Origin of the sequence: uncultured Maribacter sp. (genome assembly GCF_947496775.1) — a bacterium.
Taxonomy (GTDB): domain Bacteria; phylum Bacteroidota; class Bacteroidia; order Flavobacteriales; family Flavobacteriaceae; genus Maribacter_B.
Map to the genome: position 1 here is coordinate 66,230 of NZ_CANMDU010000001.1, position 21,854 is coordinate 88,083.

Here is a 21,854-nt window from a genome sequence, read left to right on the forward strand (position 1 = left end):
AAAAAATGCATGCCAAAAACTATAAAGGAGTAAAATGGGTAGCTATTACCTTTATCATATTCTTAATATTCCTTTTCTGTATTAAGTTTATGTTCAAATATTAACTTTTAAATTACCTACACCACAAAAATGTAAGATTTGACAACATTATTTCAAAATACTGCGTATAATATAACAAACGTAGTAATTTTGCGTTATTCATTTAAAGGGGCAAAATAAACTAATGATGACATTCTTTACCATACTTTTTGTATTAATAGCGCTAAACGCGATAATGATGTTGTTTAGTCTTAAGAATATAAACCAAAAATCTAAATCTGGACAAGGCGAACTTTCTAATAACACAGACGCCAAAATATATCCAATAGATTTAGCTAATCCAAAGTACAAGAAAGCAGTATAGTTTATATCTTTAAGGTATGAAACAATTGTTGCTTGTATTTTTAGGTGGGGGCCTAGGTAGCGTTCTTAGGTATTATATATCCAAAACTTTCAACTCGTTTTTTCATAATATTTTTTTAGGCACATTTATAGTTAATATAATAGGATGCTTAGTCATTGGATTTGTATTAGGCCTGTCTTTTAAAAACAACCTCCTAACTCAAAATCAAACCCTATTATTAACCACTGGTTTTTGTGGAGGCTTCACTACTTTCTCGACTTTTGCTTTTGAAGGCCATTCTGTTCTAAAAACAGGAGATTTTTTATATTTTACAATCTACACCATATTAAGTATAATAATAGGTATCGCCTCTATTGCATTAGGGTTATGGTTATCAAAACTATAATCTAATTCCCTTTCTGCCCCTTCTACATATTATTTACTCTTTTTTGTCCAAAGAATACATCTAACAAAAGAAGATTTAGATGCGTACACCCTTCCATAATTTATCTATACCATCACAAAATTGAGGAATTTCTCAAAACAAATTCACACATTTTAAACTTATAAATTATAAAACCCATAATTTAACAGGGTATATTTATTAAAATAATAAAAATATACAACATACCCCCTATTTTTTTAGGGGGTATGTTGTTTTAACATATATTTGACCCCATAAACAACAAATTAGTCATGAAAAAAATCGAAGCAATTATCAGAAAATCAAAGTTTGATGATGTCAAAGAGGCACTACATCAAATAGAGGTTAACTTTTTTAGTTACTGGGATGTAACAGGAGTTGGCAACGAGAAACAAGGACATGTATACAGAGGTATCGCTTACAGTACAGCAGATATACAAAGAAGATACCTATCCATAGTTGTATCCGACGATTTCTTACAAAAAACAGTGGATGCACTTTTAGAAGCTGCCTACACAGGTAATGTTGGTGATGGAAAAATATTTGTTTCTGACATCCAAGAAGGATACAGAATTAGAACCAAAGAAAGCGGTCACGCAGGAATCAACTAAAAAAACTAACCAACAACTAAAATTATTACAATATGGACGCAGGATTATTTACAGCCAATAATGTATGGATGATGCTAGCAACAGCTCTAGTATTCTTTATGCATACCGGTTTCGCCTTTTTAGAAATAGGCTTAACAAGACAAAAAAACACAATTAACATTTTATTTAAAAATATATTTATTATTACAGGAGGCCTTCTTCTTTATTACGCTTGGGGTTTTAACTTAATGTACCCAGGTTTTGAGGACGGAGACATGGGAATTCTTAAATTCTCTATGGACAGCTTTGGAATATCTGCTCCTGAAAATGGAATGACAGCTGATTACGCAGATGGTGGATACACATGGTGGACAGATTTCTTATTCCAAGGAATGTTTGCAGCTACAGCGGCTACTATTGTATCTGGAGCTGTTGCGGAAAGAATGAAAATTGGTTCTTTCATGATTTTCACAGTTATCTATGTAGGTCTTGTATACCCTATAGTAGGAGCATGGAAATGGGGTGGTGGATTCTTAGACAACTGGGGATTCTATGACTTCGCAGGTTCTACATTAGTACACTCTGTTGGAGGATGGGCTGCATTAGTTGCTGTTGCATTATTAGGTTCTAGAATTGGAAAATTCGGAACCGATGGCAAACCAAAAGCAATACCAGGACACAACATACCTTTAGCAACTGCAGGAGTTCTTATTCTTTGGTTAGGATGGTTTGGATTCAACGGTGGATCTGTTCTTTCTGCCGACCCAGAATTAACTTCTTTAGTACTAGTTACAACTAGTTTAGCTGCTGCTGCTGGTGGATTTGGGGCTTTTATCACCTCAACAATACTATACAAAAACTTAGATTTAACAATGTTCTTGAATGGTATTCTTGGAGGTTTAGTAGGTATTACTGCTGGTGCAGATTTAATGTCTCCTAACGAAGCTGTTGTTATAGGCTTTATAGCTGGTATCATTATAGTATTTGGTGTTTCTTTAATAGACAAATTAAAATTTGATGATCCAGTAGGTGCTATTGCAGTACACTTAATATGTGGAACATGGGGAACATTAGCCGTAGGTCTTTTCGGTAGCATGGCTGGCTTTGACCAATTCCTAACGCAACTATACGGAGTATTAATAGTAGGTGCATTTTGCTTAATAACCTCAGGTATTATTCTAGGCGTACTTAAAGCTACTTTAGGATTAAGAGTTTCTAAAGAAGAAGAATTGGAAGGATTAGATATTCATGAACACGGAATGGATGCTTATTCTGACTTTAGAATGAACCAACACTAAAAAAACAATACGGAGTGTTGTTCTAACACTCCGTTATTTACACTTTTTTCACACAAACTAAAATAGTCCTCTTAAATAGAATGGACAAGAAAATTATTGAATTATGAAAACGATTATGAGTACAAAATCTTTAAAAAACATCTTCGCATCTGCTTTAATGCTAGCTGCAACAGCTACTACTTTCGCTCAGGAAGAAGAAGCTGCAGAAAAGCCAAAGTTAGAAATTAGCGGTAGTGTTGATGCTTACTATAGAACAACATTTAATGATGCAGGTGCTGCTACAACTGCTACCTCTACGTCATTTGCAAACCAAACAGGATTTGCTTTAGGTATGGCAAACTTAGTTGGATCATACGAAACGGGTTCTACAGGTGTAGTTGTAGATTTAGTTTTTGGACCAAGAGGTACTGAAGCTACTTTTAACAATGATGTCTTAAATGGCATTATTAATCAGGCTTACGTGTACTGGAATGTTTCAGAGAAAACTACTTTAACAATTGGACGTTTTAATACTTTCTTAGGATATGAAGTTATAGCTCCACAAGGAAATTTCAATTATAGTGTTTCTCATTTATTTTCCAACGGGCCTTTCTCTCATATGGGGCTGAAAGCTGACTTTGCTTTATCTGATGATGTAAGTTTAATGGTTGGTGTAATGAACCCATGGGATACTAATGACATTTCAGGAACTGGAGAGTATTCTTTTGGAACTCAATTAGGAGTTCATGGACAATACTTAAACCTGTACTATGACAGTGGCAAAAATGATGGCCTTGGTTTTGAAATAGATTATACTGGTGGATTCGATATTACTGACAGCTTTTTCTTTGGAATTAATGCTGCTTATAATAACAATAGCGAAACAGACACTGGATTCTACGGAGCTGCAATATACCCTCAAATTGCTACTTCAGATGCTTTCTCCTTAGGCTTAAGAGGTGAATATTTCGTTAAAACTGCTGATGGTTTTGAAGACGCCCCTGTAACTGCTTTAACATTAACAGGAAGCTTTACTAAAGATAATTTAATTATTAAGCCTGAAATTCGTTTAGATACTTTTGGAAATGATAATGAACCATATTTAGATAGCGATGGAAACGCAACAAATAATCTTTCTTCTTTTGCTTTAGCAGCAATCTACTCTTTCTAAGAAAGAAAACAAGTTCATAATGTTAAAGGCTCAGCAGCAATGCTGGGCTTTTTTATTTGTTATCGCTCTGAAAAGATTTAACACCTGCTAAAACTTTAACATTTAAATTATTAACACTAGGAACTATAGGGCAAGAGTATTTTTTATTGTAAACACAATAAGGATTGTATGCCTTATTAAAATCAATCTGCATTTTATTTCCTTCGGGTATTCTTAAATCTATATATCGTCCACCCGCATAGGTTTCCTCTCCATTAGACTCATCGGTAAACGGTAAAAACAAATAGTCTCTATACCCTTCTTCTAACATTAATTTCCTGTTCTGATACACCTCTAATTGGTGTTTTTCACCCTGTAAAACAAAGGTTAAGATACCATACACCACCTCTTTTGATTTTCTACCAGTTGTTGTCGGCATCATAAAAGGGATTGCTTCGGGAGTTCTTTCTAAATCAGCAATAACGATATAATTTACATCTGGTTTAAAGAAATCCAAACTTTCAAAATCTTTTCTATATCTATCTGGTAATGGAGAAGTTTCTGGATTAGCGTACTCTTTATTAAGTTTTCCTTGCCAATGCAAAACACTATTTACCAGAGTATCTTGTTGAACTATCTCGTTCTGCTTTTCTACATCATGATATTTTTTTTTCTGTTTACAAGACAATCCCAACACAGCAATAAACAGTAATAAATGTTTCATCCTAATATATTTTAATTAGACAGCGTAAAAATACAACATATACCTATTTTATTTTTAAGTGCAAAGTGCCGTTAAAGTAATTTACTACTTTTACACTTAAAGAAAACCGATGAAAATAACCCTATATAGTATTCTTGTAATTTTAACTTTAATTGGTTGCAATTTAAAAACCGAACCGGAACATTCTAATAAAAAAGATATGACGGATAGAGCTCTTCCCAAACTATCTCCAAATCGCTACAATGTTGCATTTCTTATCATGGACGGCACCTTCAATACAGAATTTACCGCCCCTTATGATATTTTTCAGCATACCAAATTCCGAAAAAACATAAAAGCAATGAATACGTTTACTATTGCAAATACCCTGAACCCAATTACAACCTTTGAAGGCGTTCGCATACTACCCGATTTTGATTACACGCAGGATTCTATACCTAAAATAGACATCCTAGTGGTACCAAGTGCTGAACATCATTTGGACTCCGATTTAAAAGACACTACTATGCTGAACTTTGTTAAAAAAGTAGACCAACAAGCTCTTTATATTACAAGTCATTGTGATGGGGCATTTGTTCTCGCCAAAGCTGGATTATTAAACAACGTTACCTCTACTACATTTCCCGGAGATATTAAGAAGTATAAAGAAACCTTCCCCCATTTAAAAGTAAAAGACAGTGTATTTTTTGTACATCAAAATAAATACATAACTTCTGCTGGTGGAGCAAAAAGTTTTGAAGCCGCCTTATATTTATGCGAGGTTTTATACGGAAAAGAAATTACCCAATCTCTTGCTGGAGGACTTGTTATTGATTGGAATTTAGATAAAGTACCACATCTTATTCTTCCGTAATTTCATAACGAGCCTCTTTTAAATATTTAGCAACAGTCTCATTAAATTCTGGGGTAATACGCAGCAAAGCAGTATGCTCTAGTTTATACAATTCTTCCTTATTTCTATACCCATTCATAAGAAGTTCTTCTAAATAGAACAAAGCGGTACCGTAATCTTCATTCTTAGCACTGATAGAAATTATATTTAAATAATTCTTATATTCTTTAGGAGATACAACTGTTTTAATCATATACACTAAATTCAAAGCTTCTTCATCCACCAAATCCGCTCCTTTAATTAAATCAATATAATCTTCCAATAATGCGTTTAAATAACCATCCAAACGTTTACCCAATTGCTTTTCTCCTAATTTGGAGCTATTTCCTAATTTCGTTATTTGCTCCATTTGATATTTCCACCAGCCCAAGTTATTATAATTATAGCTAGCAATATCTTCCTCTAAAAAGTAATTATAATCATCAATAGCAAAGGACTCCTTTAAAAGAATACCATTTTCCTCATTCTTTCTTGATCGGTATAATTTGCTTCTTTTTACATATTTTCGTTTTTCTTTTACAGAATCAATGTTCATTAAAGGACGGTACACATCTAACATTTGACTTAATATATTTTCAGCCAACAATGGTTTATTTTCCTTTAATAAGGTATTTATTCTCATTAAATTCTTCTGATAGGTTTCTCTAACAAAAAATGTATCTAACTCTTCTTTGTTTTTTGCCATTGCAGACAATTTAAAATACTCCAATGCAGAATTAAAATAAGTGCTTAGAGGCCATTCTTCTCCTCTACCATGAAATAACAATTGATTAGGGTATTTTAATTTATTTAAAAATTTTCTATTGTTTATCATATCAGAATATGAATAATCTTCCTTACCAACAATACCAATAAAATAATAAGGTTTTTTAACATCTAATACCTCTCTATTAGCCACAGAAGCACTTAAGGACAAAACTCCCGAAACACCTTTAATAAAAGCAGGAATAAGACTAGCAAACTTACCTCCTTCTTTATACCCTGCTGTATAAACTCTTTCTTTCTTAATTGGTAAAATAGAATACACTCTGTTAAACATTCTACTACTAATCAAAAGGTTTTTGGTAAGCGACAAAGAATCGTTAACATTATTTGAAGCTGCCAAAATATATTCTTGCTCTTCGGCCGCAGAAACAAACATACTTAAGGCTTGCTTTCCTTTATTTTTCATATTAAAAACAAATAATACTGGCCAAGCCTTATTTGTATTAAAAGAAGATGGTAAATAGAGAGAAAAGCTTTCCGCAAGAGTATCATGAACTTTTAAATTTGTCATAATAACCCCTTTTTTTAATCTTATTTCCTGAGCACCAACATTCCATGTTAACACAAATAATAGTAAAACACGTATAATTTTCATAGTACAATAGTTATCAAAAATCTAGCCAAAAAAAACAGATACTTAGAAAGATTAAAAAATTATTCCCCAATAGCTCCTATTTCTATTCCTTCAGAGTAAGCTACAGTAACTCCATGCATACTAAATGCCTTTTTAATAGCTTTATTCGTCTCAAAAGTAACTTCCCAATAATCATCTGGCGAAACATAAGGTCTAACAAGTAATTCTATATTGTGAGAATCGAAAGTACTAATACCTATTTCGGGCTTAGGATCTTTCATAATTTTAGGAATAGTAATCAACGCACCTTCTATAATTTCTTGAACTTTAGGAAAACTCTCTGCATAAGGCATTGTTACATTAATCTCTAAACGAATCATTCCTTTTTCAGAATAGTTAGTAACTATGGTATCTGTAATTTTAGAATTTGGAATTATTAAAATCTTATTCCCTGGGGTTAGCACATCGGTACTGAATATGCCTATTTCTTCTACTTTACCAAACTTATCCTCTAATTGAATCCAGTCGCCAACTTTATAAGGCTTAAGAGTTAGTATTAATATCCCAGAGGCAAAATTACCCAAACTCCCCTGAAGAGCCATTCCTATTGCAAAACCAGCAGCAGCTAAAATAGCCACTAAACCAGTTAAATCTGCGCCTATTATCGTTGCTATAATAAATAAAACAGCGCCTTTAAGAACCACCCCAACAATAGAGGTTAAAAATGGCCTTAAAGTTGACGAAAAACCTGTTTTTTCAAGAGCCGTATTTGTCCATTCTACGAGCTTTTTTACAATCTTAAAACCTATCCAAAAAATAAGCCCTGCCATTATTATTTTAGGCAGAAAAAAAACTATTTTCTCCTGAGCAATTTCTAAATATTCGTAAATTTTTTCCGTATCCATGTTTCTAAAATAAAAGTAAAAATAAGCAACAACAAATTTTACTAATACTATTTAATAAAACTTACAATTTTGTTTTCCCAACAGGTGCATTTGTTACCACATTCGAAAGTATAATATGTGTTCTTGTTTCTCCATACTGTATCAATCTATCAATAAACTGCTCCAGATGAAATTGATCTTTCAAAACTACTTCCATAACAATATTCTCGTTTCCAGTAATCCTATAACAATTGACTACTTCTTCGAACTTAGGAATCACCGCTAAAAATGGTTTTAATTTCCCCATAAAAGCTTTTAAAGTAATTATTGCTTTTAATTGATGCCCCGTTAAGGCATGAGAAACTTTAGCATTATACCCCTCAATAATTCCTATATCCTCCATCTTCTTAACACGCTCCGCAACTGCCGGAGCTGTAAGTCCTATTTTACGTCCAATGGTAGCATATGATTCTCTAGCATTTTCTTGTAAAAAATGAAGTATTTTCCAGTTAAGTTCGTCTATTTTTGTTTTCAAAATTATTTTACGTTTATTTTTTGCTTTGCAAAGTATAATAACAAAAATACTAATTATTACAAATTAAATATTAAAAATAGCAACGTAACTTTATATTATAATAATTTTGCTAAAACTGTGTCTCACAAAAGTTTAAGAAAAACACCCGTCTACAGAAAAGCTCTTGAGCTTTGTATAATGAGCAGGGAGATTGCAAGCTATGTTTCCTTAAATAAGGATTTACTAAAGCTTTACAAATCTACTAGCTTAAGAGACTCTATTGCCAATTCTCTTTTAACAGATGCCATTCTTATTCCTCAAAAAATTGCACAGGCTGAATACACAGAATGTAGAACAGAACGATTAAAAAATGCGCTACACATAAATATTATGCTCCGTAATATTAGCTCCTATTGCACTGGCTTGGAAAAAGACGGTGTAAAAGAAAAAGAGTATATTCATTTATTAAGGACGGAGATTAACTTATTCCGAGTATCTTTTAAAAATTGGAGAAAATCTTTAGCTTAAACATTTTTTTTCTTAATTCTACATATTTTATTTAGTTTGATATAGATAATGTGCTAATTTTGAAAGCTAAAATAGCACATCTTGAAAACTTCCATTTTAATTCATTGCCCAGATAAAGCCGGAATAATAAGTACAGTAACAGCATTTATACATTCGAATGGCGGCAACATTATTTATTTGGACCAACATGTAGACAAAGAAGCTAATGTGTTTTTTATGAGACTCGAAAGCGATTTTGAACAATCTACATTTAACCTGACAAACTTTAAATCTGAATTCGAAAATACTTTAGCTAAGCCATATCAAATGGAATGGAGTATTAACACCGATGAAGAAAAAAGTAAAATGGCTCTTTTTGTATCGAAATACAATCACTGTCTTTATGATTTATTAAGCCGTTTTAAATCTGGTGAATTAAATGTAGAAATTCCATTTATATTAAGCAATCATAATGATTTAAGGCATATTGCAGAACAATTCAATATACCCTTTTACCATATACCAATATCTAAAAGCACGCGGGAAGAAGCCGAAAAAAAACAACTACAACTATTACAAGATAACAATATAGATTTTATTGTTCTTGCAAGATATATGCAAATTGTAAGCAGTACTGTTATAGAAAAATTCCCCAATACTATTATAAATATTCATCATTCCTTTTTACCTGCATTTGCTGGAGCAAAACCTTACCATGCCGCATTTAAAAGAGGAGTGAAAATTATTGGAGCAACTAGCCATTATGTAACCGAAGAATTAGATGCTGGACCAATTATTGAACAGGATGTAACTACTGTTTCCCATTCCCACTCTATTAGCGATTTTATTGCAAAAGGAAGAGATCTGGAGAAAATTGTATTATCACGTGCCGTTAAGCTTCACCTTCAAAGAAAAACTATGGTATACAATAACAAAACAGTAATCTTCTCATAAAAAATCAATTAAATAATTAAAACTACGTATTAATGACCAAAAGAATTCTTCCTTTATTTTTTATACTCTTTACATTCTCTTGTGGAGAACTACAACAAATTGTAAATCAATTACCCCAAGAAACAAATGGTATCGGAAATATAGAAATAGCCAGTGGTCTACAAGAGGCGCTGCAATTTGGTATTGATAAACAAGTGACCAAACTTACCCAAAAAGATGGTTTCTTTAAAAACGAATTAGTAAAAATAGTTTTACCAGAAGAATTGCAAAAAGTAGACAAAACCCTACGGAATATAGGATTAGGGCAATTAGCGGATGAAGGCCTTAAAGTTCTTAACCGGGCCGCCGAAGACGCAGTAAGTGAGGCCACTCCTATTTTTGTAGATGCTGTAAAGAATATTTCATTTTCAGATGCCAAAAGTATTTTATTAGGTTCTGATAATGCCGCTACGCAATATCTTACCAAAGCCACAAAAAGTAATTTATATAATAAATTTCAACCTGTAATCTCCAATTCTTTTAAAAAGGTTGGTGCAGAAAGAATTTGGAAAAATTTAATTACAAAATACAACAACATACCATTAACAAACGATGTTAACCCTGACATTACTGAATATGTAACACAAGAGGCTCTCTCTGGTGTATATACTATGATTGCTGTAGAGGAAAAGGAAATAAGAACAAAAGTATCATCCAGAACCACTGATTTGCTTAAAAAAGTGTTTATTCTTCAAGATTAAGAAGAAAAGATTACACTATAAACAATAAATTTAACATTTCTACGTTAAAAATTGTAAGAGAACCTGAAAATACAATCTTTTGATAATTTAATAAAGATGTTGTCTAAGGATTTATATACAAAACTATTTGAGTTAGTAATTTTTGAGTTAGTTAGTTAAAACCGGTGGGAGCACCGGTTTTTTTTTTAATCTATTAATTTCACAAAAAAAACAAAATTTTACCAATAATAATCTTTCTAGTGTTTAAAACCTCTTGTTTACTTACTTTTACCATTCGCTTTTCTAATTAAAGTAATATAACCACTCATGAGAAAACTAAGAATCTTAATCACATTCTTATTATTATCAATCAATTTATATCCTTCTCTATTAAAAATAGAAATAAAGAAAGATGTACATAAACGAGTATTCGTTCATAGCTTTCATAAAAAAACTAGCAATACATTTAACGAGAAAAAGGATTTCGAAACTTTAGAAAGTAATACCTCAGCTTTAAAAAAAAGTAACAAAATAGCTCTTAGAAAAGAATTAGTTCCAAAATACAAAGAACAGCCCTTTACAGATAAAAACAAATCATCTAATTTATCGGATAGCACGCCAAAAACAATTAATAAAAATAGCGTTTCTGAAAAATATACTCCAGGCGTTAATATTTGGTCTTTTATATATCTTTATGTATCCTTAATAGGCTTTTATATTACTATTGTTATACACTTTAACAAACAAATTGATTCGATAGCTAAAAAGCTAATTAGTGCTTTTCTATTCACACATTCTATTTTTATCATTCATATATTCTTATTCCTAAGTAACTACCAGTTCAATCTCCCACATTCCTACTTAATATCTACGGGATTTTCATTTCTATACGGCCCATTACTTTACTTTTATTTTAAACGAATAACAGAAAAGTATGTTTTTAAACCAAAAGACCTTATTCATCTTCTACCGACTTTGTTAATGTTTATTTATTTAATACCAAAATATTTACTACCAGCAAGCGTAAAGTTAAAAATACTTATAAGTGAGGCAAGTGGCTATACTTCAGAAAATTCTTCTGAATTTATTACTATAATGACACTTAAGATAATATCCTTATTCCTATATGGAATCTTCATTAGAAAAATATTCTTAAAAAGCCAAGAGAACACTAATCTCTCCAACCAAAATAAACAATGGAAAAAGAACATTTACAGAATACATTTTCTATATCTAATTTGCTATTTTTTCTATGGCTTTCTTTCTTTATACAACATTAACTCTGGGCTCTTTTTTAATATGCAAATATTTGCAATGGCAATTATGATATTATACATAGGATACTCAGCGAATGCGCAACCCGCTGCTTTTAGTGGTAGCATTAACACAAATAGCAATCAACAATTGAAATACCAAAAATCCGGATTAACAGATAACTTCTCTAATGAACTTAAAGATAGTCTTATCCGTCTCTTTGATATAGATAAAATTTACAGAGAAAATCAGATTAATTTAGAATTATTAGCAAAAAAATTAGATACTACCAAGCACAATACATCGCAAGTAATAAATGAACATTTTAAAATGAATTTTCATGAGCTCGTAAATTGGTATCGCATAAAGGAAGCTAAGGACATTTTAGATAAGGATGTAGCCAAGAATTTAAATATTATTGATATTGCATATGAGGTTGGATACAATAACAAAGTAACATTCAACAAAGCATTCAAAAAAGAAACATCACAAACTCCTAAGCAATATCAAAAACAAATAAGAAGCAAAAATTGAGTTATTTTGTTTTTATATTAAACCGTAACTATCATTAAAAGGTAAAAAAAAGGTAACAATACGTCGGCATTGGTAATAAATTATAAGGATTGCCTATTTATTTTTCAGCAAAGTCTTTCTTTGGATTTTTAAATAACAGCCTTGACTACCAACTAGCTTCTAAGTATAAAATTAGTCGTTTTTAAATTTGAATTAGCCATCAAACGTCAAGGCTTTATTTATATTCATCCTAAAACCCGGAAAGGTACCCTATAACCATATTATTATACAATTGTGGTTGCTCCACGTTAACAACATGACCACAATCCTGCACCACAAATAAATTAGAACTACTATGTTTATCTGCAATTTTACGAATTGCTGGAAGGAAAAGGTAATCTTCTTCTCCCATTATATAAAGTGTCGGGATTTTTATTTCTACCGATCTAAAGAAATGAAGTATTGGTTTTAAATTCACCGCCAGTCTAAACCATTTAAGAAACTCTTCTTTATATATTTTTTTTGATTCTTTAATAAACAAATTCCTAGATTCCTTATGGTTCCTATAAGGCATTATTAAAAAAATAAAGACATTATATAGTTTATGGTATGGCACTATTTTTTTTAATAACATACCAGTTCGCAAAATTAATCTAGATTTAAAACCCAATTTCATAATTGCCCCACCCATAATCATGCTTTGCACTCTTTCTGGGTGTTTTTCTGCTATTGTACGTATTATAATTGTACCAAGAGAAATACCTATAAAATGAGAGGTATTAATTCCTTCAAAATCTATAACTTCTATTATATCCTCGGCAAGAGTATCAAAAGTATATAATTCTTGTAATTCCTCTACAAAATCAGAAGAAACAGAAGCTCCATGTCCTTTTAAATCTAAGAGAAGAACATTAAAATGTTTTCTAAATTCTCGGACTTGCTTATGCCATATAATGGAACTCCCTCCTGCTCCGTGCACAAAAGTGACCCAAGTATTAGAATTCTCGTGTATATATTTAGTATAATTAAGCAATGTATTCTGTTTGCCACCCTTTTTTTGAGCAGAACACAATGTATTAAAACTTTTTCAACTTTCGATGAAATACACTTTTTTTTAACATTCTTAATTTTTTTTAATAGTAACAAATCGCAAAAAAGATAAATGGCAAAAATATTAGTTGTACGTCATAGCAAGGGCTAGTCCGGATCCAGATTCTGATCGTATATTTGCATACACATTAACTACAACTATGGAAAAGCAATATTGTAAAGTTGGGTCTACCACCCCTTTAGGCAACGGAAATCAATCTATTTCTTTATTAGAGTATCAATATCAAAACTTTATGGAGAAAGCCAGTAACATAAAATATTCCGATTCGAAACTTGGAGAATTTTTTGAGTTAAAAGCTAAAAAAATAAAAAAAGACTTAGAGAATTTAATGCATTAATTATTTTAATTTTTGCAATTCTACCTCCATTTGTATCTGCAATACCGAGGCACTTTTTGCAGCTTTTTCCGCAAAATCAATTCCTTGGGAAGCGTATATTATCCCCCTAGAAGAATTTACAAGCAAACCTACTAGACTATTCATGCCGTATTTACAAACCTCTTCTAAACTACCTCCTTGCGCTCCTACTCCTGGAACTAATAAAAAGCTTTTAGGTACAATTTTTCTTATATCTGTTAAAAAAGTAGCTTTGGTTGCGCCTACTACATACATTAAATTTTCGGAATTGTCGTAGGTAACAGAAGTTTCTAAAACTTCTTTATACAACTCTTTTCCATCTATTAGTTTTGTTTGAAAATCAAAAGCCCCCTTATTAGATGTTAACGCAAGTAATATTGTATGCTTATTCTTAAACGCTAAGAACGGCTCCACAGAATCCTTTCCCATATAGGGTGCTATGGTAACGGAATCGAAATTCATATCCTCAAAAAAAGCTTTTGCATACCTGGTAGAAGTATTCCCTATGTCTCCTCTTTTTGCATCTGCAATAGTAAAAATTTCAGGATGTTTTTCATTTAGATACTTTATAGTTTTATCTAAAGCAACCCAACCTCTTATACCATACGCTTCATAAAACGCAATATTAGGTTTATAAGCTACACATAAATGATGCGTAGCATCTATAATTGCCTTGTTAAATGCAAATAAAGGATCTTCTTCTTTTAATAAATGAGAAGGAATTTTCTCTAAATCGGTATCTAATCCAATACATAGAAAGGATTTTTTTTTATGTATTTGCTCTACTAATTCTGTTGTAGTCATTTTGTTTTAAAAAATTCCGGAAGCTTCTTTTAATTTTTCTGTATTCTCTACTAAACTAAGCTCATCTATTATTTTTTGAATATCGCCATTAATAATATTCTGCAAATCGTACAATGTTAACCCTATTCTATGATCTGTAACCCTTCCTTGCGAATAATTGTAAGTTCTAATCTTGGCTGAACGATCACCACTACTAACTTGCGAATTTCTTTTAGCCGCATCCTCCTCTTGTTTCTTTGCTAACTCTAAATCATACAAACGAGAACGTAACACTCTAAAAGCTTTTTCTTTATTTTTATGCTGAGATTTTTGATCTTGGCATTGCGCCACCAAACCTGAAGGAACGTGCGTTAAACGAACTGCTGAATATGTCGTATTTACCGATTGCCCACCTGGACCGGAAGAACAGAAAAAATCTATACGCACATCTTTTGGATCTATTTGAACATCAAAATCTTCGGCTTCTGGCAGAACCATTACAGTAGCAGCACTTGTATGTACCCTACCTTGGGTTTCCGTTTGTGGCACTCTTTGCACACGATGCACTCCCGCTTCAAACTTTAGTGTACCGTACACATCTGCTCCACTAACTTCAAATTGAATTTCTTTATATCCACCATTAGTACCTTCACTTAAATCTATAACGTTAGTTTTCCAACCTTTAGATTCGCAATATTTAGTATACATTCTAAACAAATCTCCAGCAAAAATACTTGCTTCATCTCCACCTGTTCCAGCTCTTATCTCTACCACAACATCTTTAGCATCCTCTGGATCTTTTGGAATCAGCATTAATTTAATATCGTCTTCTAATTGCGGCAAGGATTCTTTAGCTTCTTCTAACTGCATTTTGGCCATTTCTACCATTTCAGCATCGCTCCCATCCGCAAGTATTTCTTCAGCCTCTTGAATATTATTAGTAAACGCAAGGTATTCTTCACGCTTATCCATCAAATCTTTAAGATCTTTATATTCTTTGGTTAATTGAACGTAACGCTTTTGATCCGAAATAACATCTGGTTGAATTATTAAATCCGATATCTCATCAAAACGCTGCTTAACAATATTTAATTTATCTATCATAATCTTACATCACTTGGATTGCGAATTTACAATAAATTTGCACATTTTATACCATTAAAGAATCAAGTTAAAACAAGGAACAGGTATTAAAAAGGCAACTACTTTAGAATGGCATTATCTAAAATTAAACCATTTGTTTTATGAATTCTATTGTTATCATCTACAAAAATAGCCTCTGTTCCGCCTAGTTGATTAATTAAAGATACCCCTTTATCTAGACCCAAAACGAGAACAGCGGTGACTAAAGCATCACATAATTCTGCACTTTTAGCAAATACGGTTGCTTTTTTTAATCCTCTTACGGGGCTACCTGTCCTTGGATCAAGGATATGCCCGTATTTTTCCCCTTTAAAGCTTACGTATTTTTCATATACATCTGTAGTGGAAACAGATGATTCTAAAATGGGTAACCAAGTAAGTATTTTATAATTACTAACTGGGTCCGCCACTCCCAACAACCATTTTTCACCACTTACTTTTGTACCCCAAGTAGTTATATCTCCAGAAGCATTAATAACACCTGAAATTACTTGATTAGACATTAAAAGTGCTTTAGCTTTATCTACAGCGTACCCTTTTCCTATGGCTCCAAAAGAAATACGCATTCCCTTCTTTTTTAAAAATACAGTTTGCTCTTCTTTATTTAGAATAATATTTCGATAACCAACACTACTAATTGAGGTGCTTATTTCTTCTTTAGTAGGTGGATATTTCATTTTACCATTAAACTGCCAAACATTTTTTTTTGAAGCAAACGTTATATCAAAAGCTCCATCCGTTATTTCAGAAATTTGTATTGCTCTTTCTATCAAAGCAAACAATTCCATTTTAACTTTTACAGGTTTAATACCTGCATTTTCATTTATTTTATGCGTTTCTGAATTAGAATCCCAAGAAGAAATTAGTTTATTTATTCGGTTGATTTCTGCCGCAGCTTCTTCAATATTAATATAACCAAGCTCTTCGTTAACCGCCACTACGGTAATACCAAAAGATTCTCCCATGAGAGGAACACTTTTCTTTACGGTTACATATTTTTTCTCTTGACTGTACCCAACAACAACCAGAAAACCAAAAAACAACGTAATAAAGGTTTTCACTAGGTATTTTTTTTGTAGAATTAGATTTGGTTTTATTAAGTATTCTTATTCAAATACACGTAAGGTAGTACCTGTAAGCTCTGTATTGTAGATTTTTAACGCTTTAGCAGGATTACTGTCTACCTGATTTAATGGCGTACCATCTTGAGAAAATTTAGAACCATGAACATCGCAATAAAAAAGATCTTGATTTGCCTGAAAACGTACTTGATCATACCCTTGATGACTACAAATTTGACTTGCGGCCACAAAATCTCCGTTTGCATTCTTTGCCACAACCACTAAATCCTTTAAAATAAAGTCTCCAGAGTTGGCTAGTTTACTCCCTTCTGATGAAGACAAATCTATTGTAAAATCAATTCCAGTAGGTAGTGGCAATATTTCTCCATTTTCTTCATCTTTGGAGCATCCACCCAAACAAGGGAATAGTACCGCAAAAGCAGCTCCTGCTCCTATACTCTTTAAAAACTCTTTACGCTCCATAACAAACCTATTTACTCGATAGTCGATATTAAAATACTCCGAGATACTCCTCGAAATAAGATCAGGGTTTAACTAATACTACATGGACTTCCCCAAGGTAGTTCATTAAGTAAAACGGAAGAATAATAGTATTCGTATGCCTTAATAAACAAAGGTTCCAAACTCACTTTGAATGGTCAGTTTTTTGGAAGAAAATTCTTCCACCTTACCTATTATCTGAGCATCTACATTAAACTCTTGAGCTATTTTAATTAGATCCTCTGCAACATCCGAATTAACATATGCTTCTAATCTATGACCACAATTAAAAACTTGATACATTTCTTTCCAATCTGTATTAGATTGTTCTTGTATTAGTTTAAACAATGGAGGAACAGCCATCATGTTATTTTTTACAATATGTAAATTATCTACAAAATGCAAAATCTTGGTCTGCGCTCCTCCACTACAATGGATCATTCCATGAATATCATCCGAAGAATATTTCTCCAAAATTCTTTTTACAATTGGCGCATATGTTCTTGTCGGAGATAACACCAATTTACCTGCATCAATAGGAGAATCCTTAACACCATCTGTTAATTTTACATTACCAGAATACACCAAATCTTCTGGAACGGAAGCATCAAAACTTTCTGGGTACTTAGCTGCTAAATATTTAGAAAAAACATCATGCCTTGCCGAAGTAAGGCCATTACTTCCCATTCCTCCATTATATTCCGACTCATAAGTTGCCTGACCGTAGGAAGCAAAACCTACAATAACATCGCCAGCCTTAATATTTGCATTATCTATTACATTACTTCTTTTTACTCTAGCAGTAACCGTTGAATCTACAATAATGGTACGAACCAAATCTCCTACATCCGCAGTTTCTCCGCCAGTAGAATGTATTGTAATTCCGTGCTCCCTTAAATCCGAAATTATTTCTTCTGTACCGTTGATGATTGCGGAAAGAACCTCTCCTGGTATTAAATTTTTATTTCTTCCAATAGTAGAAGACAGCATTATATTATCTGTAGCTCCAACACAAATAAGGTCATCAATATTCATTATTAGTGCATCTTGCGCTATGCCTTTCCATATAGAAACATCTCCTGTTTCTTTCCAGTACATATAGGCTAACGAAGATTTTGTTCCAGCTCCATCCGCATGCATTACCAAACAATAATCAGAATCATTAGTTAAATAATCTGGCACTATTTTACAAAACGCTTTAGGAAACAATCCTTTATCAATGTTCTTTATTGCATTATGCACATCTTCTTTAGATGCAGAAACCCCTCTTTGATTATACCTTTCACTATTAGATGAACTCATTACTTAAATATTTGTGGCAAAAATAACAGAAACCTTAAAGATGTAAACTATAATTAATACTTTATCTACATTATTTAATGAACAACAACTCTCTATACTTAGTTAATGGCCATAATTGATTGTCTATTAATTGCTCTAACTTATCGCAATGGTATCTAATTTCATCAAAATAAGGCTTCACATTTTCACAATAAGCATTTGCTTTTTTAGCACTTTCCTTTAGCTTATTTGCTTTTTTCCGTGCATCGGTCATATTATCTGTCAACTTTTTAAGAGAAACCATATGTTCGGCAATTTCTTCTAAAATAGTAAGTTGTCCATCTGCTAATTTCTTATGTGCTGCTCCATAAATATCTTTTAAACCTATAACATTTTGCATTAGTTTATTTTGATATTCTATCGCAGCGGGTATTATATGATTATACACCAGCTCATTTAAAACTCTACCCTCAATTTGTAAGTGTAAAATATAAGTATCTAGCTCTACCTCTTGTCTTGCCTTTACCTCTACCTCACTCATTACTTTAGTAACTTTAAAAAGCTCTAAAGTTTCTTTTTTAGTAAGTACTTTTAATGCCTCAGGAGTAGTTTTGTTATTGCTTAATTTTCTTCTTTTCGCCTCCTTTTCCCAATCTTCACTGTACCCGTCTCCATCAAAACGAATTCGTTTTGATGTCTTTATATACTCTCTTAAAACGTTAAAAATTGCTTCATCCTTCTTAAGACTCTTTTTATCAACAAGAGCATCTACCTCTTTTTTAAAGTCTCTCAATTGTTTTGCTACAATAGTATTTATTATAGTCATTGGTTTCGCACAATTGGTTTTAGAACCAACCCCACGCATTTCGAATTTATTCCCTGTAAAAGCAAAAGGAGAAGTTCTATTACGGTCGGTGTTATCTAGTAAAATTTCTGGTATTTTACCAACAACATTAAGCTTTAATTCCGTTTTTTCTTCTGGAGAAAGTTTTCCTTGCGAAACCCCCTCTAGCTCATCTAAAACCCTACTTAGCTGAGACCCTACGAATATCGAAAATATTGCTGGCGGAGCTTCGTTTGCTCCTAATCTATGATCATTACTTGCCGATGCAATAGAAGATCGTAACAATTCCTCATACGTATCTACCGCTTTAATGGTATTTACAAAAAAGGTTAAAAATTGTAGGTTTTTCATTGGGGTACTACCTGGACTAAGAAGATTAACGCCAGTATCTGTAGCTAAAGACCAATTATTATGCTTGCCCGAACCATTTATATCTGCAAAAGGTTTCTCATGAAAAAGTACTTTAAACCCATGTTTATCGGCTACTTTCTCCATTACATCCATCAGTAAAAGATTGTGATCTATCGCTAAATTTGCCTCTTCAAAAACCGGAGCCAATTCAAACTGATTTGGTGCAACCTCATTATGTCTGGTTTTTACAGGTATGCCTAATTTAGTACACTCCTGTTCCAATTCGCTCATAAAACCTAAAACTCTATTAGGAATTACACCAAAATAATGGTCATCTAACTGTTGGCCTTTTGCAGCAGTATGGCCTATTAATGTTCTTCCTGTTAAAACAATATCTAATCTAGAATGCGCTAGAGCTTTATCTATTAAAAAGTACTCTTGTTCCCAGCCTAATGTAGCATTAACCTTAGCCACAGTTTTATCAAAATATTTAGCCACAGCAGTAGCTGCCTCGTCTACGGCATGTAGTGCTCTTAATAAAGGAGCTTTATTATCTAAAGCCTCTCCTGTGTAAGACACAAAAACGGTTGGAATACATAGTGTAGTACCATATATAAATGCTGGAGATGTGGGATCCCATGCAGTGTAACCACGAGCTTCAAAAGTATTTCTTATTCCTCCACTAGGAAAACTAGAAGCATCTGGTTCTTGCTGTACCAATTGTCCTCCTCCAAATTTTTCCAAAGCAGTTCCATCTGGCAATAAATCAAAAAAAGCATCATGTTTTTCTGCCGTACTACCTGTTAAAGGCTGAAACCAATGCGTATAATGTGTTGCCCCCATAGATATTGCCCAAGCTTTCATGGCTTCTGCAACTTGGTCTGCAATCTTCCTATCTATTTTTGTTCCAGAAAAAATAGCTCCTTGCACACTTTCTAAAGCATCCTTGGTAAGATATTGCAACATTTTATGTTCATTAAAAACATTTGCACAAAATAACTCAGACCTTCTTCCACTCTCTTCTATCGTTTTACTCTCTCTTTTTGCACTTTCTGAAATTGCTTCAAATCGAATTTTAGACATAATTTCTTGTTCTAAATAAATAATTGATTTTAAAAATATATCAAAATTACTATCAAAAATTAGATATTTAACAATTTCCCCTGTAAAAATTAGGGCAAAAAGAAAAAATACATACTTTCAACAGATTTACCCCCCTGAAATTTAGAAGATAAGGACAAAAAACATATTTTTGTTCGAATCTAAAAGAATTACAATAATAATATTATGGCAAAAATTAAATTAGAATACCTTTGGTTAGATGGTTATAAGCCAACTCAAAATTTGAGAAGTAAAACTAAGGTAGAAGAGCATGAAAACTTCCAAGGTACAATAGAAGAATTAGGAAACTGGTCTTTCGATGGTTCATCAACAAAACAAGCTTCTGGAGGAGCCTCTGATTGTATTTTAAAGCCTGTTGCTATCTACCCAGATCCAGCTCGTATCAATGGATATTTAGTAATGACTGAAGTATTGAGTGCCGATGGAACTCCACATGAGTCTAATGGTCGTGCTACTATTGAAGATGATGATAACGATTTCTGGTTCGGTTTTGAGCAAGAATACTTTATCATGGATAGAAAAACTCAATTACCTTTAGGATTCCCTATCGGTGGTTACCCAGGACCTCAAGGTATGTACTACTGTTCTGTTGGTGGAAAAAACACTTACGGAAGAGACTTCGTAGAAGAGCATGCTAACTTATGTATTGATGCTGGATTAAACTTTGAAGGAATTAACCAAGAAGTTGCATCTGGACAATGGGAATTCCAATTGTTTGCTAAAGGAGCTAAGAAAGCTGGCGATGAAATTTGGATTGCTAGATATTTATTAGACCGTTTAACAGAAAAGTACGGATGGTACATTGAATACCACCCAAAACCAATCAAAGGAGACTGGAATGGTTCTGGAATGCACGCTAACTTCTCAAATTCAATCTTGAGAGAATGTGGTTCTAAAGAAAAGTACGCTGAAATCTGTGAAGCTTTCCGTCCTGTAACTAAAGAACACATTGAAGTTTATGGAGAGTATAACGAGCAACGTTTAACTGGTGATCACGAAACTGCTTCTATTAAAGATTTCTCTTGGGGTGTTTCTGATAGAGGAGCTTCTATTCGTATTCCAATTATCGCTGTAGAAAAAGGATATAAAGGATGGTTAGAAGATCGTCGTCCAGCTTCAAACGGAGACCCATACAAAATTGCTGCAAGAATTATCAAAACTGTTAAACCAGTTAAATAA

23 protein-coding genes are annotated in these 21,854 nt (G+C 32.7%); 12 read left to right on the forward strand and 11 right to left on the reverse strand.

What is annotated here, in order from left to right:
- Positions 1-223 precede the first annotated feature (223 nt).
- From Q0856_RS00315 to Q0856_RS00335, 5 genes are all read left to right on the forward strand, one after another.
- Positions 224-403 (forward strand): hypothetical protein, encoded by a 180-nt coding sequence (locus Q0856_RS00315; RefSeq protein WP_298472795.1) that lies wholly within the window; start codon positions 224-226, stop codon positions 401-403.
- 16 nt (positions 404-419) lie between these two features.
- The gene (gene crcB, locus Q0856_RS00320; protein WP_298472796.1) at positions 420-788 is read left to right on the forward strand and encodes a fluoride efflux transporter CrcB; all 369 of its coding nucleotides are present in this window, start codon (positions 420-422) and stop codon (positions 786-788) included.
- A gap of 290 nt (positions 789-1,078) precedes the next feature.
- The gene (locus tag Q0856_RS00325; protein ID WP_298472798.1) at positions 1,079-1,417 is read left to right on the forward strand and encodes a P-II family nitrogen regulator; all 339 of its coding nucleotides are present in this window, start codon (positions 1,079-1,081) and stop codon (positions 1,415-1,417) included.
- A 32-nt stretch (positions 1,418-1,449) separates the two neighbouring features.
- Positions 1,450-2,694, forward strand: a complete 1,245-nt coding sequence (gene amt / locus Q0856_RS00330) for an ammonium transporter (RefSeq protein WP_298472800.1) — start codon at positions 1,450-1,452, stop codon at positions 2,692-2,694.
- 103 nt (positions 2,695-2,797) lie between these two features.
- Positions 2,798-3,844 (forward strand): outer membrane beta-barrel protein, encoded by a 1,047-nt coding sequence (locus tag Q0856_RS00335; protein WP_298501551.1) that lies wholly within the window; start codon positions 2,798-2,800, stop codon positions 3,842-3,844.
- A 52-nt stretch (positions 3,845-3,896) separates the two neighbouring features.
- Here Q0856_RS00335 and Q0856_RS00340 read toward each other — a convergent pair whose 3' ends face one another.
- On the reverse strand, positions 3,897-4,547 hold the full coding sequence (locus Q0856_RS00340) for a DUF1684 domain-containing protein (protein WP_298501553.1): 651 nt from the start codon (positions 4,545-4,547) through the stop codon (positions 3,897-3,899).
- Positions 4,548-4,746: 199 nt separating this feature from the next.
- Between Q0856_RS00340 and Q0856_RS00345 the strand changes: the two genes are divergently transcribed.
- On the forward strand, positions 4,747-5,400 hold the full coding sequence (locus Q0856_RS00345; protein ID WP_298503017.1) for a DJ-1/PfpI family protein: 654 nt from the start codon (positions 4,747-4,749) through the stop codon (positions 5,398-5,400).
- Here the strand turns inward: Q0856_RS00345 and Q0856_RS00350 are convergent.
- The 3 genes from Q0856_RS00350 to Q0856_RS00360 form a co-directional block, all read right to left on the reverse strand.
- The gene (locus tag Q0856_RS00350) at positions 5,387-6,799 is read right to left on the reverse strand and encodes an alpha/beta hydrolase (protein ID WP_298501555.1); all 1,413 of its coding nucleotides are present in this window, start codon (positions 6,797-6,799) and stop codon (positions 5,387-5,389) included. The genes Q0856_RS00345 and Q0856_RS00350 overlap by 14 nt on opposite strands.
- A 59-nt stretch (positions 6,800-6,858) precedes the next feature.
- On the reverse strand, positions 6,859-7,683 hold the full coding sequence (locus Q0856_RS00355) for a mechanosensitive ion channel family protein (protein WP_298472809.1): 825 nt from the start codon (positions 7,681-7,683) through the stop codon (positions 6,859-6,861).
- Positions 7,684-7,744: 61 nt separating this feature from the next.
- Complete coding sequence (locus tag Q0856_RS00360; RefSeq protein WP_298472812.1) at positions 7,745-8,197, reverse strand: Lrp/AsnC family transcriptional regulator; 453 nt, start codon at positions 8,195-8,197, stop codon at positions 7,745-7,747.
- A 177-nt stretch (positions 8,198-8,374) separates the two neighbouring features.
- On the opposite strand from Q0856_RS00360, the gene Q0856_RS00365 reads away from it, so the two are divergent.
- The 4 genes from Q0856_RS00365 to Q0856_RS00380 all read left to right on the forward strand — a co-directional run bounded on the left by Q0856_RS00365 (position 8,375) and on the right by Q0856_RS00380 (position 12,144).
- Positions 8,375-8,704 (forward strand): hypothetical protein, encoded by a 330-nt coding sequence (locus tag Q0856_RS00365; protein ID WP_298472816.1) that lies wholly within the window; start codon positions 8,375-8,377, stop codon positions 8,702-8,704.
- 81 nt (positions 8,705-8,785) lie between these two features.
- Positions 8,786-9,637, forward strand: a complete 852-nt coding sequence (purU, locus tag Q0856_RS00370; RefSeq protein WP_298472818.1) for a formyltetrahydrofolate deformylase — start codon at positions 8,786-8,788, stop codon at positions 9,635-9,637.
- Positions 9,638-9,669: 32 nt separating this feature from the next.
- Positions 9,670-10,377, forward strand: coding sequence for a DUF4197 domain-containing protein (locus Q0856_RS00375; protein ID WP_298501557.1), 708 nt, complete (start codon positions 9,670-9,672; stop codon positions 10,375-10,377).
- Positions 10,378-10,683: 306 nt separating this feature from the next.
- The gene (locus tag Q0856_RS00380) at positions 10,684-12,144 is read left to right on the forward strand and encodes a helix-turn-helix domain-containing protein (RefSeq protein ID WP_298501559.1); all 1,461 of its coding nucleotides are present in this window, start codon (positions 10,684-10,686) and stop codon (positions 12,142-12,144) included.
- A 229-nt stretch (positions 12,145-12,373) separates the two neighbouring features.
- Here the strand turns inward: Q0856_RS00380 and Q0856_RS00385 are convergent, their stop codons facing one another.
- A complete protein-coding gene (locus Q0856_RS00385) occupies positions 12,374-13,156 on the reverse strand; it encodes an alpha/beta hydrolase (RefSeq protein WP_298472826.1) in 783 nt (260 codons plus the stop codon).
- Positions 13,157-13,301: 145 nt separating this feature from the next.
- Here Q0856_RS00385 and Q0856_RS00390 point away from each other — a divergent pair, with 145 nt between their 5' ends.
- Positions 13,302-13,571, forward strand: coding sequence for a hypothetical protein (locus tag Q0856_RS00390; RefSeq protein ID WP_366139579.1), 270 nt, complete (start codon positions 13,302-13,304; stop codon positions 13,569-13,571).
- Here the strand turns inward: Q0856_RS00390 and pyrF are convergent, their stop codons facing one another.
- The 6 genes from pyrF to Q0856_RS00420 form a co-directional block, all read right to left on the reverse strand.
- Positions 13,572-14,393: an orotidine-5'-phosphate decarboxylase gene (gene pyrF, locus Q0856_RS00395; RefSeq protein WP_298501561.1), complete on the reverse strand. Its 822-nt coding sequence runs from the start codon at positions 14,391-14,393 to the stop codon at positions 13,572-13,574.
- Positions 14,394-14,399: 6 nt separating this feature from the next.
- The gene (prfA, locus tag Q0856_RS00400; RefSeq protein WP_298472832.1) at positions 14,400-15,476 is read right to left on the reverse strand and encodes a peptide chain release factor 1; all 1,077 of its coding nucleotides are present in this window, start codon (positions 15,474-15,476) and stop codon (positions 14,400-14,402) included.
- A gap of 98 nt (positions 15,477-15,574) precedes the next feature.
- Positions 15,575-16,576, reverse strand: a complete 1,002-nt coding sequence (locus Q0856_RS00405; RefSeq protein WP_298501563.1) for an FAD:protein FMN transferase — start codon at positions 16,574-16,576, stop codon at positions 15,575-15,577.
- 45 nt (positions 16,577-16,621) lie between these two features.
- Positions 16,622-17,059 (reverse strand): Rieske 2Fe-2S domain-containing protein, encoded by a 438-nt coding sequence (locus Q0856_RS00410; protein WP_298472837.1) that lies wholly within the window; start codon positions 17,057-17,059, stop codon positions 16,622-16,624.
- 141 nt (positions 17,060-17,200) lie between these two features.
- Complete coding sequence (locus tag Q0856_RS00415) at positions 17,201-18,379, reverse strand: AIR synthase related protein (RefSeq protein ID WP_298501565.1); 1,179 nt, start codon at positions 18,377-18,379, stop codon at positions 17,201-17,203.
- A gap of 70 nt (positions 18,380-18,449) precedes the next feature.
- Entirely contained in the window at positions 18,450-20,636 is a 2,187-nt protein-coding gene (locus tag Q0856_RS00420) for a glutamine synthetase III (RefSeq protein WP_298501567.1), read from the reverse strand.
- A gap of 204 nt (positions 20,637-20,840) precedes the next feature.
- Between Q0856_RS00420 and Q0856_RS00425 the strand changes: the two genes are divergently transcribed.
- On the forward strand, positions 20,841-21,854 hold the full coding sequence (locus Q0856_RS00425; protein ID WP_298472845.1) for a glutamine synthetase beta-grasp domain-containing protein: 1,014 nt from the start codon (positions 20,841-20,843) through the stop codon (positions 21,852-21,854).